The organism is Pseudoalteromonas sp. TB41 (assembly GCF_000497975.1).
Classification (GTDB): Bacteria; Pseudomonadota; Gammaproteobacteria; order Enterobacterales; family Alteromonadaceae; genus Pseudoalteromonas; species Pseudoalteromonas tetraodonis.
The window spans coordinates 23829-37651 of the sequence record NZ_AUTH01000023.1 but is presented as its reverse complement, the minus strand read 5'-3'; the positions used below and the strand labels follow the sequence as shown (position 1 = coordinate 37651).

Sequence of the window (13823 nt, the reverse complement as noted above, 5' to 3'; positions counted from 1 at the left end):
TAATGCAGATCAGTTAAGAATATTTTTATGATCACTTGACTGATCTTTCCATGGCTTCAAAATCCGATATTAGAAATAATATCGGATTTTTTTATGTCTCTCATTCAGCACTTCGATAACATGTCTTCATTTTTAAATGATGTACATACACTAGATAAACTTAAACAGGTTCTTGACCCTGATATTCTTGAGCAAGCATTTAAACATGCAGGTGTTGCTACTGTGCGTAAAAGGCGATTACCGCTAGAAGCTGTTATGTGGTCTGTAATTGGAATGAGTTTATTCCGAAACGAAACCGTTTGGGATATCGCTAATAGACTCGACATCTCTTTACCCGGAAAAAACAAACTAGTAGCGCCAAGTGCGCTAGTTCAAGGTCGGCAAAGGTTAGGCTATGAGTCAGTCCAACATACATTTCAATTACTTGCACACAAAACCTTTTCCACCCAGTCTTTTGAACAATGGTGCGGACTTAATTTACTCGCTGTAGATGGCGTTAGTTTTCGAACTCATGATAATCAAGAAAACAGAGAAGCATTTGGCAGTGACAGTAATCAACATGGAGAAGTAAGCTACCCACAAGTACGAATGTGTAGCCTTATGGAAGTATCTAGCCATTTACTGTTAGATAGCAGCTTTGACTCCCGTCGCATAGGTGAAATGAGCTTAGCTCAACGACTATTACCAGCCGTACCAGATAATTCTCTTACCTTGTTTGACCGCGGCTATTACTCATTAGGACTGTTGTATCAATGGCAAAACCAAGGAGATAACACTCACTGGATGTTACCCGCGAGGAAGGATTTACAGTATCAAGTTGAACATAGTATAAATGACAATGATAAAATAGTGATTTTGTCCACAAGTCCTCAAGCCAGAAAGAAATTTGAGTCATTACCAGAGACCATGATGGCAAGATTAACCACCTATAAAGTGGATGGAAAAAGCTATCGTGTACTCAGCTCTCTCATTGACCCTTTACGATTTCCATATGAAGAATTAACAGAGGTTTATACTCAACGCTGGGAAATTGAGCTGGCGTTTAGAGAAATAAAGCAGGGATTGAATCATAGCAAACACACGTTACGTAGTAAGAAACCAGACATGGTACGTCAAGAGTTATGGGGGTTATTACTCGCTTACAATTTAATACGTATCATCATGCTTGATGCAACTAAAGATGAGGATATTTTGCCTACACAGCTAAGCTTTAGCCAATCTATGCGACAGGTTATCGCTTTCTTTATGTTTACGCCAATACATAGTGCAAGTAAGTTGCCTATTCATTACGATGAGTTACTGACAACACTTAGATTGTTTATTTTACCCGATAGATTACCAGATAGGCATTATCCAAGGGTGATAAGAAAGAAGCCGAATAAGTACCCCTATAAAAGAAAATGCCAGTCAGTTCTTAACTGACTGGCATTAAGCCTAAGCTGGGTTTTTACTCAATAATGAGGCTATTAACGTAATACTTTTACACGTTTAATAGATTTTACGTGTGCTTCAACGCGGCGGTTTTCAGCATGCGCTTTTGCCGTATTCGCTTCATTTTTAAGGCGTTCTTCACCTAAACCTGCCGTTGTAATGCGATCTTCTGCAATACCATCAGCAATTAGCTTTTTAGCTACTGCATCAGCACGTTTTTTAGATAACCATTTATTGTAAGACGCTTTACCTACTGCAGACGTATGACCTTCAAGAAGCACTGTTGTATCTGGGTACTCTTTTAAGAAAGTCGCTACTTCATCAATATCATTTAAGTACTGCTGTGAAACTGACGAGTCATTGTTAGGGAATGTTACTAACAAGCTTACTGTTACTTCAGTATCTTCATAAAGTGTACAACCATCGCTACCAACAGCATCTGTCATAGGTGTATTGGCACATTTATCATCTACATCAGGAATGCTGTCTTTATCTGTATCAGCAAGTGCTACCGGCACAGGAACAATTTCTGGCTCTGGCTGTGGTGCAGGCTCAACCGGTGCTACTGGCGCCGATTTTTGACCAAAGAAGTAGTTTATACCTAATTTAGCGCCAACATCTGTGTAGCCTTTGTCTAAACCTTGGTAAACACTGGTTTCAGCATTAACAAAAAAGTTGTCTGTAACAAAGTGTCGGTAACCTACACCTGCGTTTACAAACGTGTTGTCATCAACAACATCAATATCTTTCAGACCAAATAAACCGTAGAAAGGACCGCCACCAAAGTGGTAAAGTGCATCGATACCGTAACGTTCGCCGTCAATATCGTTGCGGTTATTCAATACTTTGTCGTGAGCATTAAAGTCTAGGTCTGCGTACTCTAAACGCGCACTCCAGTAATCATTAAAGCGGTAGCCTAATTCAGCACCCCAGCCTGTTGACTCATTAACGTCAAGGCCAGCTTGCTCACGCATGTTTTTCCACGAAGCATCGTAATAATCGCCGAATGCACCGATGTAAAAGCCTTCTTGCTCGGCTGCGAAAGTAGATGCGCTAGTTGCAGCTAACGCAATAGCCATTGTAAGTGATTTTAATTTCATTGTTTTCTTCCCATTTTAACAACTAAAAATGTAGCTAAGCATTGCTAGCTCTTCTAACTTACCTATACAGTAACTGAGTCTTTGTTAATCAATACTTAACGCAAATATATTTTTTCAATATCTAGGATAATAAAACTAGCTCATAAAAAATGTCGATGAACACAGGCTAGCTCAAAAAGCAAACAATCGCTTTAAACCCCACACGATCACTGGCTTTTATGGAGTTATGGTATCACCCGTTCATAGTTTGCTCTATGAATGAACGTCGCTGGGGTAAAAAATGACCTTTTATATTCATTTTAAAATGCAATAAACCATACTTAAGTACCGCAAAAAGTACGATAATTCTTATCATCTTCGGGCGGCGTTTGAAACTCAGTGGCCTGCGCATGGCTTGTGTAAGGGCTCGACATCACTTTGCTAAAACGACTGAGTAGCTCACTATCCCCATGCGTAGTGTACTGCGTAATAATATCTTCAATAATATGGTTACGTGGGATCACGCTCGGATTGGCTTGTCGCATCACTTGATAGCTGTGCTCATTAGTTCGTGTTTGCCATTGCTGTGCCCAAGAGGTAAGTGCTAATGGTATTTCAGCTTGCCCATTTAACGACTCAGTGAGTGCATTAAAAGTATTGGTATAATCAAGCTGGTGTTGTTTTAATAACCCTAGTAACTCCCCCACCAGCTCATTATCTTTATCATCAGCTATTGTTAGCCCTAACTTTTGTGCCCACATAGCGCTAAATTGCTGATTAAATTGCGTTGAAAAGCCCTCAATTAAAGGCGTCATCATTGCCACCGCTTGCTCGTCATCGTCACTGATCAGCGCTATTAGACTCTCTGCTAAGCGGGCACAGTTCCAACTTGCCATGTTTGGCTGATTACCAAACGCATAACGCCCTTGTTTATCAATAGAGCTAAACACGGTATCAAAATCAAACTGGTTCATCATGGCACATGGACCGTAATCTATGGTTTCACCACTAATTAAGGTGTTGTCGGTATTCATTACCCCATGAATAAACCCCACCCTCATCCAACTTACGACTAAGTTAACTTGATTGGTTATCACTGCGGCTAAAAAATCTAAATAACGCTGAGCGCCAGTGCTGTTAATCTCGGGATAGTGTCTTTGAATGGCTAAGTCGGCTAAGTTTTTTAGGCTAGTAACGTCACCTTGAGTGGCTAAATATTGAAACGAGCCCACCCGAATATGACTGCTGGCGAGTCGGGTTACAATAGCACCTGGTTGAGGTGGGTTGCGATAAACGGTTTCGCCACTGCCAACCACGGCTAAACAACGCGTTGTTGGAATGCCAAGCGCGTGCATAGCTTCGCTCATTACGTACTCACGAATAGCTGGACCTAATGCACAGCGGCCATCGCCTCCGCGCGAAAATGGCGTAGCACCAGCGCCTTTTAATTGCAGATCCCAAAGCTGATTTTTATCATCGCTAATCGCACCGAGCAAATGTGCCCTACCATCCCCTAGTCGCGGTGAAAAGTGACCAAACTGATGACCAGAATATCCCAGTGCCACCGCAGAAATCGCTTGGGGTTCATTACCGCTAAATATATTTGCTCGAGAATCGGCACTCACCTGTATATTAAATTGCTTAGCTAGGGGCTCATTCCATAACAATAACTGTGGCGCTGTCACCTTGGCTGGATGATCGCTAATTGCAAACCCCTCACCAATGTCGGTATACCTTGGCACTAATTTCATGTTTAATCCTATTGTTTTTGGCTGATACCTACGCGATTGTCACCGACACCATAAGCGACAATTAAGCTTAGCTCTTGCATGCTTAAGCCGCTTTGCTGCTGCAGTTCATTAAAGAATGCCTGCGCCGCACTTAGTGACTTTTTAGTTTGTAATCCGCCATCTATAATTTTATGGGCACGCAAATAGCTTTCTACGTCTCTTGAAAGTAAAAAAGTATCTTTTCCTAAGGCGCGCAGCGCATAAGGGCCGGTATTACCACCAAGCCTTGCACCATGCTTTTTTAAATACGCCCACAAGCCAATAATATCTTCACTTGGCCAGTTAGCAATAAACTCACTAAAGCTGCCGTATTGCTCTGCAACTTCGTGGATCATATACGCATTTTCAGTAATAGTTTTTACTTTTTTATAGTTGCGTACAATCCGCTCATCACTGGCTTTTTGCTCAAGCATATCCGGTGGCATCATCAATAGTTTTTCAACATTGAAATCCCAGAAAACCTCTCTAAATCCGGCCCACTTACTGTTGATCACCGACCAATAAAAACCACTTTGAAAAACTTTCCGAGTAAATTCTTCTAGCCAATCATCATCACTTAATGTGACGAGTTGCTTTGTTGATAAAGGTTTTGCGAGTAACAACTTAAGCATTTTTTCAGAGCCCTTTCGCTCTACCGCTCGCTTATAAATATCACTAAATTTTTCCATCTGCTTAATACCTTACTTCGACAATAGTACTAGTGTACGAGAAAAGCAGCTAATACGTAATAACTGTCAATCAGGATGAATCTATCTATATTTAGTCACTTGACACCTAGACGGCTAAAGTGGTTTAATCGCCACACTTACCCTATTACATTGTATTTGCTGATTGATTTTTCAATAGCAAGTGCAAAGGGCTGGAAGAGGTGCGTTATTCAGGTAGCGTATGTTAGGAGCGCAAACTCCATTGAGCATACGTGAGGGGAATTAACGCCGAGAGGTAACACTTTTTTGTGAAAGGTTGCTTCGGGCGACTAGGCTGAATCCTAGCGACTGTCACCAATAACATATTTGGTGGAGAGCTTCTGGTCTTAGTATAATAAGGCCGTGCGCCCTATTATTTAAGCCCATTCGCTCTTCGAATTATAAACACATTCAAAGAGTCAGGCATCCTAAATACCCGCCAAAAACTCGACGAATGCCCTATAAGTTCGTGAGAGATGATCAACAACTTCAATATTAACAATTTCCATTTATGGACTGCGCTGATCACCCCATTTGATCAAAATGGCCTAGTTGATTACGCAACCTTAGACACCTTGGTGGCCGAACAAGAAGCCGCTAACAATGGCATTTTACTGCTAGGTAGCACCGGCGAAGGGTTAGCCCTTACCCTCAAAGAACAGCAAGCCATCGTAGAGCATGTCTGCCAATTACAGCCGAGCGTCCCCCTTATGGTTACGGTAGGCGGTAGTAACTTAAAGCAACAGCTTGAATGGGTTAATTACTGCAACCAGCTGCCTATCCATGGTTTTTTACTCGGCTCGCCTTTGTATGCCAAACCCGGTGCAGTGGGGCAAACGCATTGGTTTGAAAGCTTACTCAATGCCAGTTCTCATCCTTGTATGCTTTATAACGTACCAGGACGTAGTGCGGTTAGCATTCCCATTGCAACCATTGAAAACCTCAAACAACATAAAAATTTATGGGCACTGAAAGAAGCCAGTGGCTCTATCTCTCAATTTGAAGCCTATCGACAAGCAGCGCCTGAACTAGCCATTTTTAGTGGTGACGATGCCCTCATGCCTTATTTTGCCCAAGCAGGTGCAAAAGGTTTAGTGTCGGTTGCAGCCAATGCATGGCCAGTGCAAACCCATGAGTTTGTAAAGCGCAGTTTAAGCGGCCAACACCCTAATCTTTTTGTCCAGTGGTCTAGTGCTATCAATAGCTTATTTTCAGTAGCCAACCCTATCCCAGTCAAAGTGTTAATGCATTTACAAGGGCGTATTGGCAGTCCGTATTTACGCCCACCTTTAACACACCTTGAGCTGACACACACAGATGACATTTCATCGGCAAACAACACCATTTTATCTTGGCATTAAATACAGGTTTTTATAATGAACTGGTTAGAACTATTAAATAATTTAGAAACGGGCGCGGTTCGCGCAGCAACACAAGACGAAAACGGCCAATGGCACGCTAACGTAGAAGTAAAGCAAGGCATTTTAGAAGCCTTTAAAAACGGTCAAAACACCGAGTTTGCTGGCGGTTTTGTTGATAAACATAACTTAGCGCCGCAAAGCTTTGAAGCCACAGCAGGCGTTCGCATGGTACCCGGTGGTTCAAGTGTGCGCCGTGGTGCACATGTTGCCAAAGGCACTATTATTATGCCACCTGCGTACGTAAATATTGGTGCATTTATTGACGAGGGCACTATGGTAGATAGCCACGCGCTCGTAGGGTCGTGTGCTCAAGTAGGTAAAAATGTGCATTTAAGCGCAGCGGTACAATTAGGCGGAGTACTTGAGCCCATTGGTGCCAGCCCTGTGGTCATAGAAGACGATGCATTCATTGGTGCAGGCTGTGTGATTGTTGAAGGCGTGGTAGTTAAAAAAGGCGCGGTACTTGCCCCAGGTGTTCGCTTATCTGCAACCATCCCTGTTTATGACTGCGTAAATGAGCGCCAGCTTGATAAAGGCGAAGCAATCCCTGAATACGCGATTGTGATCCCTGGATCTCGCCCTGCGTCAAACGATTGGGCGCGCGAGCAAGGCTTAAGCATGTCGTGTGCGTTAATTGTTAAATACCGTGACGAGCAAAGTGATGCGTCATTATTGCTTGAAGAGGTTTTACGTTAATGACCTTTTTGAGCACGCCCGTTAAAACCGCTATTGATAAGCTAGCAACTGAGCTTGATACGCCCTTTTTTGTTTATGATCTTGATTCACTAAACACACATTTAACGCGTTTAGTGGCACAAACCGAGGTAAAACTCTGGTATGCAGTTAAAGCGAACCCGTTATCTAGCGTGATCCAACGCTTAAATAACGCTGGTTTTAACTTTGATGTCGCCAGTAAAGGCGAGCTTGAGCAAGTCCTTGCTCAAGGAATTAACAGTGAACGCGTGCTCAACACGGGGCCTGCAAAAAGCCCTAAACAAATTAAGCACTTTATTGCGCGTGGCGTGCGTACCTTTGTGGCCGAAAGTCTCAATCAGGTACGTTGGCTCAACGAACAAGCGATTGCTCAGCAGTGCCAGTTGCAGGTTTTATTAAGGGTACAATTACGCTGGCCCGAGGGTGATAAAAACCCGCTAGGGGGCGATAGTCTTACTCCATTTGGCTTAGGGTGCGACGAGTGGCAGGCGCTAAATACCAGTGACTACTGTGCACTTAATTTTGACGGTCTGCATATTTTTCAGTGGGGCAACATGCTTAGCAGCGACAAACTCGCTGAGCTGTGGACACAAATGATTACGCCGTTAAGGCAACTTGCTGAGGATTTAAATATTAACCTCAAGGTGCTGGATTTAGGTGGTGGTTTAGGTATTCCCTATACGCTTGATACGCCCACTCTAAGTTGGGATGCACTCATAGAGGCGCTTGCAAAAATTAAATGCGATGCGGGGGTTACTGAGCTATGGATGGAACTAGGTCGCTACGCTGTAGGCGAATGCGGCCACTACGCCACACCTGTTGTTGAGCGTAAACTAAATTACGGCCAACAACAGGTGATTATGAGCGGCGGCATTAATCATTTATTGCGCCCTGCGGTCACCAGTCAAGATTTCCCTGCGCGTTTATTACGAGATTCAAACGCAGCAAATCAAGCAATGAGCCTATACGGCCCCTTATGTACTGCACTTGATTGCTTAGGAGAGCACCAATTACCCAGTGATTTAAATGAGCAAGACTGGCTAGTATTTAGTCAATGCGGTGCCTACGGTTTTACCGAAAGTATGCCGTACTTTTTATGCCATGAGCTGGCCGGTGAATATGTTATCCACAATGGCGTATTGAGTTGCGTGCGACAAGCAGAAGATGCAAGCCACTACTTGAGATAAAAAAGATGAATAACACCATAGCTATAAGCCAAGAAAACATTGTAGTTGGCGAAGTCGCAAACGGACTACCACTGACTATTCCTGTGTATCGTTTAAAAGGCGATGGCACCGGCCCAAGTGTGTATGTACAAGCAAATATGCATGGCGCAGAAGTGCAAGGCAACGCGGTAATTTACCAATTACTTGAGCAACTAAAAACACTTAATTTAAAAGGTGATATTACCTTAGTTCCTTACGCTAACCCCATTGGCTGTAATCAAAAGTCGGGGGAATTTACCCTTGGCCGATTCGATCCCATTACGGGGACTAATTGGAATCGCATGTATCACTGCAATAATAAACTGGCGACCCAGTTTGCACAGCAGTTCAGCGATGCCGATGATAAGATTCTGAAAACAGCCTTTAAAGCCGCGTTAATTAATGACGTTGAGCAACAACTCAACGGCCCTGATTATCGTTTAACAACGGGGAAACGGATTGCGCTAAACTTACAAAAATTGGCGCATCAAGCAGATATAGTTTTAGATTTACACACCGGCCCTATTTCTAGTCAGCACTTATATTGCCCTGAGTATGCGACCGATAGCGCGCGTTACTTTAATATTCCCCATGTGCTGGTTATTCCTAATGCCTTTGATGGCGCAATGGATGAAGCAAGCTTTTGTCCATGGTGGCAGCTTAGTGAGCAACTTGCTCAGCAAGGGCGTGAATTTAACGTGCAAGTTGAAGCCTTTACGGTAGAGCTTGGCAGCCAAGAAAAAATCGATTTAAGCGCGGCACTAGACGATGCCAATAGTATTTTAAGTTATTTAAATCATAAGCAAGTATTTGTTGATGCCCCCTACAAGCCAAAATTGATGACAAGATATGGCTGCCAACTAAATGATTATATTGCTTATTACGCCCCCATGGGTGGCATGGTCGAATACCTAGCACCTCTTGGCGGGCATGTTAAAGCTGGAGAACCCATTGCTAAAATACTGCGCATGGAGCGCTATTTAAGCGAACAACCGCTGCAAACTCTAAGCTTTGATCTCGATGCAATTGCGATATTGCATTTTGCCTCAGCGAGTGTGAATCAAGGTACCGAGCTGTATAAATTTTTTACTAACGTCTTTGAGCTTTAGCTCACCCCTTCTCATTGCGTGAGAGTTAGCTAGTAAACAACTAGTTACACAGTAAAAGCGACTTAGGTCGCTTTTCTTTTTAAAGTATTAAAATTCAGGAAAAATTCACCGTTTATGTGTTAAAAAGGCGCTATAATTAGCAAAATACTGACTTCCCTCACTTACAAAGGAATTATAATGAGTTGGCGCCATTGGATACTACTTTCTACATTACTCAGCACAACCGTTGTCGCTGAAGAAACAGCGAATAACGAGCAAAACAATGAACTTGAGCTGGTAAAGCAATGTATTTTAAATGAAGTGATCGGTGGAGACGGTAAGCAAACCCTCGATCAATTACGTAAAAAGTGTTCTGCCGTTGAAGAAAGCAAGCAGCTAACGGCTATCGACAAACGCCAAGCCCGTGAGGCGGTTGGTAAAAAAAATCGTAATGTAATTACCCCGCATAAACGTAATTATATTTTACCTGTTTCTTATATGTCGAACCCAAACACTCGCCCGTTTGATGGATTTGCAGAGTTAACCGATAAAAAAGATGGCGACCCACTTGATAACCTAGAAGCTAAATATCAGCTATCAATTAAAGTGCCTTTGTATGATGAGTTTGCTGACTCAGACCAGGCGATATTTTTTGGCTTTACTTTGCAGTCATACTGGCAAGTATATAACGACGATATTTCTTCCCCTTTTCGTGAAACCAACTACGAGCCAGAAGTATTTTGGATTAATTACTTAGATCCTGAAAACGTTTTATGGGGCGATGAAATGGCAATAGCCATTGGTATTTCGCACCAATCTAATGGTCGTAGTCAGCCAAACTCGCGTTCTTGGAATCGCATTTATGCCGATTTCATTTGGGAAAAAGACGGCTTTGTATTTAGCTTTAAACCTTGGTATCGCATTCCTGAAAACAAAAAGCCTGCGCCGTTAGATGCACGAGGTGACGATAACCCTGATATCTATAAATACATGGGTTACTTTGAATTTGGTGGCGCGTATCGCTTTCACGATCATGAATTTAGTTTTATGACTCGCAATAATTTAAATTCAGATAACCGCGGGGCAATTCAGCTTGATTGGTCATTCCCATTATGGGGAAGAGTTCGCGGCTACGCACAATATTTTAATGGCTATGGCGAGAGCTTGATAGACTATAACACCGATATTGAACGCTTTGGTGTGGGTATATTACTGACAGATTTACTGTAAAAATGCTTATAAAAAAAAGCCAAGCAACTCGCTTGGCTTTTTCGTTTATTCTTATTATTTTTTAACCACAAACTGCCCTTCAAATTGAGCAACCACCTCGTCACTATCAAAAATGGTTACCGGCACTAGGTAACTTGCTTTACCCGCATCTTGTAACTCATTTAAGTTCCCTTTACAGGTTTGAATATTCACACAGCCCTTAGGGTCAGTATTCAGTGGCTTTAAATACTTAATGTTGGCATCTGCTAACACGATATTCCCTTCAAGCCCGGCTTCTTTTAATGCTAAATACGTTGCACCCCAACCCGTTAATGTAGCTAGGCTATAAATAGAGCCTGCAAACATAGTGTTGTGTAAATTTAAGTTAGCATTTAAATCTGCACGAGTAGTAAATTGCCAATCTGTGTAACTTTCAACTTTTATTCCCATTGCATCACTAATGGGGATTGATTCACGCCATGTGTTTTGCAGTACTTGAGTCCAATTTGGGTGGCGAAACCAACCTGGTTCACTCGGTTTGAGCTTAACCATTTTATAATGCTGTACATCACCATAAGCCAAATGTGCTTTTTCTTTATTTTCATAGCCATGGCGCTGATAAAATTCCAGTGCACGTTCGCGAGCAAACAACACTAACTCATCAGCATCTTGATTCCACGCTATTTTTTCGAGTTCATGTAACAAGCGGCTACCAATATGTTGATTACGATTACCCTCTGCAACCGCCATATAACGTACTTGAGCTTGTTGCTGATTATTAAAGTGCAAACGAGCCACACCCAATACTTCACCCGCTTTATTTTTAATGAAGCGATGCTCAGCCTCTTGCTCTAAATCGTCTTGCTCAGAGCCCCGAGGTTCGCCCCATGGGGCACGTAAAACCTGCCAGCGTAATTGGTAATAGGCTTGCCAGTCTTCACTACTTTGTGGGGTGCTCACTTGAAACATACATACTCCATAAATTAAAAATGTAAAATATTACGCTGTGCATTTTGTGAAAAACACCATACTCGATCTGGATAAAACTGCAAATAAGACTTTGGTGCTGAGAAAACAGCTGTAAAAAATTAATGACAAAAGCCGTTGCGATTTACCTCTGCTGGTTTATGCTCAATAGCATGAATAAATATATCCATTGCAGTAGTGGCCTGATCAGCCAACATTTTATTGAGCATAGTTCATCGCTAGGCCAGTTACTTTATTGGCATAATCAGCATGGTGAGCACATACAAGTAAGAGAGTATCAACAACTTCGCTGGCTACTCATTAATAACACGTTGCAGTCTGTTATTTTAACAGCGCATCCACATGCATTACTGTTTCCACACCTTGCTTATTTAGCAACGGCTTGGCAACAGCTACCTGCGCCTAAAAAAGTACTCGAACTGGGGTTAGGTGGCGGTGCCATTCGTAATTACTTATTAGAACAGTATCCTCAAGTGCAGGTTACTTCAGTAGAGAAAAGCCCCCATATTATTGACTGTTATCAACAATTTTTTGCCCCCAGTGAACAACAACAGATTCATTGCGAGGATGCGCAAACAATTTTAAAATCAGCAGAGCATATGGACTGGGTCATTTTAGATTTATTTAGTGAATTAGACGCCCCGCGATTTTTATTTGATTCATGCTTTTATCAAACAATTTATGATGCACTTGATCAACAGGGCATCTTATTTATTAACTTTTTATCGCAGCACTCATCACAACTCACTCAGTTACAACATGTACTACTGACTGTATTTGGGAAGGCTATTAGTATTCAAAAAATTACCGGCTTTGTTAATCATATTGTGATTGTAGAAAAAGCACGTTAAGCGGTTAAATTAAAGGTAACCGGCCCATCGTTACATAAACTCACCTGCATATCGGCTGCAAATTCACCGGTCGCGACCTTAATACCGAGTAATTTAGCCTGCTCTACAAAGTAATTATATAGCGCTTGCGCTTGGTCTGGTGTAGCTGCCGATGAAAAGCTAGGCCGCATGCCTTTTTTTGTATTGGCTGCGAGCGTAAATTGCGATACGACTAACAGTTCGCCTTGTATGTCTTTAAGGCTGAGATTCATTTTATCGTTTTCGTCATTAAAAATACGGTAATTGGTGACTTTGTGTAATAGTTTATCAGCGCTGCTTTCATCATCTTCTTTTTCCACCCCCAGCAATAATAAAATGCCTTGTTTAATTTCACCGACAAGCTGTTGGTCTATCACCACATTAGCATGTGTTACTCGTTGAATTAATCCCTGCATTTACTCTGTATCCTCTGCTTGTTGATCTTTTTTATTGTAATGCTGCATGTTAATACACACAGTGAATTCAGCGCCTAGTAGCACCACGACCCACGACAAGTAAACCCATACAAACAAAATGGGAATGGTTGCTACCGCACCATAAATCACTTCGTATGATGGAAAATGGCTAATGTACAAAGCAAAGCCTTTTTTGGTTAGCTCAAATAACATGGCAGCAAATAGCGCACCGGGAACGGCCGCCTTAAACGAAACGCGAGTATTGGGCACTAAGGTGTAAAGCATAATAAAACCAGCCATAGAAATCGCATAAGGGAGTAGCTTTAACAAGAAGCCACTAAACCCTGGGATCCCCTGATCGGCAAACGATACCAACGACACAATATATGAGGTGACACCGATACTGGCGCCCAGTAATACGGGCCCTAAGCTGAGTACCATCCAATATACGGCAAACGATATCATCATCGGGCGTTTTTTCTTTACTCGCCAAATACGGTTTAGCGTGGCATCTACATTACGAATAAGTAGCAAGGCAATGGCTGCTAAAAAGCCAATACCTACTGCCGTCATTTGATTGGCATTACTAGCAAACGAGCTAATATGCTCTTTAATAACACCAGAAGAGGTCGGCACAAAGTTAGTAAACAAAAAGCTCTCAATGGCTAAACGGGTCGACTCAAATCCTGGAAAAGCAGAAAATATTGCCACACCTACAGCAATAAGTGGGACTAACGAAAGTAAAGTAACGTACGCTAAATACCCTGCATTAATGGTTATTTGATCGTCAATACAGCGATTAAAATATTGCATCCACCAGCCTGGTTGCAGTTTTAAAAACGCCTTAACTTGCTGTTTATAATGGGAGAGCTTATCATTCATACAATTAACTTTGTTGGTGAGCTTTTGATTATAATAACAATCAAGG

13 protein-coding genes and 1 riboswitch are annotated in these 13823 nt (G+C 42.2%); of the genes, 7 read left to right on the top strand and 6 right to left on the bottom strand.

Annotation, left to right across the window (positions count from 1 at the left end):
* The first annotated feature begins 93 nt into the window (after positions 1-93).
* Positions 94-1422: an IS4 family transposase gene (locus tag L641_RS0103975; protein ID WP_024601195.1), complete on the top strand. Its 1329-nt coding sequence runs from the start codon at positions 94-96 to the stop codon at positions 1420-1422.
* Between the two features lie 44 nt (positions 1423-1466).
* On the opposite strand, the gene L641_RS0103970 is transcribed toward L641_RS0103975, so the two are convergent.
* The 3 genes from L641_RS0103970 to L641_RS0103960 all read right to left on the bottom strand — a co-directional run bounded on the left by L641_RS0103970 (position 1467) and on the right by L641_RS0103960 (position 4968).
* Positions 1467-2531: an OmpA family protein gene (locus tag L641_RS0103970; RefSeq protein ID WP_013463815.1), complete on the bottom strand. Its 1065-nt coding sequence runs from the start codon at positions 2529-2531 to the stop codon at positions 1467-1469.
* A 320-nt stretch (positions 2532-2851) separates the two neighbouring features.
* On the bottom strand, positions 2852-4261 hold the full coding sequence (locus tag L641_RS0103965; RefSeq protein WP_013463813.1) for a YdiU family protein: 1410 nt from the start codon (positions 4259-4261) through the stop codon (positions 2852-2854).
* Between the two features lie 8 nt (positions 4262-4269).
* Positions 4270-4968, bottom strand: a complete 699-nt coding sequence (locus L641_RS0103960) for a DNA-3-methyladenine glycosylase I (RefSeq protein ID WP_013463812.1) — start codon at positions 4966-4968, stop codon at positions 4270-4272.
* Positions 4969-5155: 187 nt separating this feature from the next.
* Positions 5156-5335, top strand: a riboswitch (Lysine riboswitch).
* 127 nt (positions 5336-5462) lie between these two features.
* Here L641_RS0103960 and dapA point away from each other — a divergent pair.
* The 5 genes from dapA to L641_RS0103935 all read left to right on the top strand — a co-directional run bounded on the left by dapA (position 5463) and on the right by L641_RS0103935 (position 10644).
* Positions 5463-6347 (top strand): 4-hydroxy-tetrahydrodipicolinate synthase, encoded by an 885-nt coding sequence (dapA, locus tag L641_RS0103955; protein WP_024601194.1) that lies wholly within the window; start codon positions 5463-5465, stop codon positions 6345-6347.
* Between the two features lie 15 nt (positions 6348-6362).
* Positions 6363-7103: a 2,3,4,5-tetrahydropyridine-2,6-dicarboxylate N-succinyltransferase gene (locus L641_RS0103950; RefSeq protein ID WP_013463810.1), complete on the top strand. Its 741-nt coding sequence runs from the start codon at positions 6363-6365 to the stop codon at positions 7101-7103.
* Entirely contained in the window at positions 7103-8308 is a 1206-nt protein-coding gene (locus L641_RS0103945; RefSeq protein ID WP_024601193.1) for a PLP-dependent decarboxylase, read from the top strand. Before L641_RS0103950 ends, L641_RS0103945 begins: the two co-directional genes overlap by 1 nt.
* Before the next feature lie 5 nt (positions 8309-8313).
* Positions 8314-9435, top strand: coding sequence for a succinylglutamate desuccinylase/aspartoacylase family protein (locus tag L641_RS0103940; protein ID WP_024601192.1), 1122 nt, complete (start codon positions 8314-8316; stop codon positions 9433-9435).
* 177 nt (positions 9436-9612) lie between these two features.
* Positions 9613-10644 carry a phospholipase A gene (locus tag L641_RS0103935; RefSeq protein WP_024601191.1) on the top strand — a complete coding sequence of 344 codons (1032 nt, stop codon included), beginning with the start codon at positions 9613-9615 and terminating at the stop codon, positions 10642-10644.
* A gap of 54 nt (positions 10645-10698) precedes the next feature.
* On the opposite strand, the gene L641_RS0103930 is transcribed toward L641_RS0103935, so the two are convergent.
* A complete protein-coding gene (locus L641_RS0103930; protein WP_024601190.1) occupies positions 10699-11592 on the bottom strand; it encodes a bifunctional GNAT family N-acetyltransferase/hotdog fold thioesterase in 894 nt (297 codons plus the stop codon).
* A gap of 122 nt (positions 11593-11714) precedes the next feature.
* Here L641_RS0103930 and L641_RS0103925 point away from each other — a divergent pair, with 122 nt between their 5' ends.
* Positions 11715-12461, top strand: coding sequence for a fused MFS/spermidine synthase (locus L641_RS0103925; protein WP_042849260.1), 747 nt, complete (start codon positions 11715-11717; stop codon positions 12459-12461).
* Here the strand turns inward: L641_RS0103925 and dtd are convergent.
* Both dtd and L641_RS0103915 read right to left on the bottom strand, forming a co-directional pair.
* Positions 12458-12895: a D-aminoacyl-tRNA deacylase gene (gene dtd, locus L641_RS0103920; protein WP_013463804.1), complete on the bottom strand. Its 438-nt coding sequence runs from the start codon at positions 12893-12895 to the stop codon at positions 12458-12460. The two genes, L641_RS0103925 and dtd, sit on opposite strands and share 4 nt — an antisense overlap.
* A complete protein-coding gene (locus tag L641_RS0103915) occupies positions 12896-13777 on the bottom strand; it encodes a virulence factor BrkB family protein (RefSeq protein WP_013463803.1) in 882 nt (293 codons plus the stop codon).
* Positions 13778-13823: the final 46 nt, after the last annotated feature.

Coding starts and splice junctions, on each gene's coding strand:
- L641_RS0103975 (WP_024601195.1), top strand. CDS start 94: ATGTCTCTCATTCAGCACTTCGATAACATGTCTTCATTTTTAAATGAT.
- L641_RS0103970 (WP_013463815.1), bottom strand. CDS start 2,531: ATGAAATTAAAATCACTTACAATGGCTATTGCGTTAGCTGCAACTAGC.
- L641_RS0103965 (WP_013463813.1), bottom strand. CDS start 4,261: ATGAAATTAGTGCCAAGGTATACCGACATTGGTGAGGGGTTTGCAATT.
- L641_RS0103960 (WP_013463812.1), bottom strand. CDS start 4,968: ATGGAAAAATTTAGTGATATTTATAAGCGAGCGGTAGAGCGAAAGGGC.
- dapA (WP_024601194.1), top strand. CDS start 5,463: ATGATCAACAACTTCAATATTAACAATTTCCATTTATGGACTGCGCTG.
- L641_RS0103950 (WP_013463810.1), top strand. CDS start 6,363: ATGAACTGGTTAGAACTATTAAATAATTTAGAAACGGGCGCGGTTCGC.
- L641_RS0103945 (WP_024601193.1), top strand. CDS start 7,103: ATGACCTTTTTGAGCACGCCCGTTAAAACCGCTATTGATAAGCTAGCA.
- L641_RS0103940 (WP_024601192.1), top strand. CDS start 8,314: ATGAATAACACCATAGCTATAAGCCAAGAAAACATTGTAGTTGGCGAA.
- L641_RS0103935 (WP_024601191.1), top strand. CDS start 9,613: ATGAGTTGGCGCCATTGGATACTACTTTCTACATTACTCAGCACAACC.
- L641_RS0103930 (WP_024601190.1), bottom strand. CDS start 11,592: ATGTTTCAAGTGAGCACCCCACAAAGTAGTGAAGACTGGCAAGCCTAT.
- L641_RS0103925 (WP_042849260.1), top strand. CDS start 11,715: ATGACAAAAGCCGTTGCGATTTACCTCTGCTGGTTTATGCTCAATAGC.
- dtd (WP_013463804.1), bottom strand. CDS start 12,895: ATGCAGGGATTAATTCAACGAGTAACACATGCTAATGTGGTGATAGAC.
- L641_RS0103915 (WP_013463803.1), bottom strand. CDS start 13,777: ATGAATGATAAGCTCTCCCATTATAAACAGCAAGTTAAGGCGTTTTTA.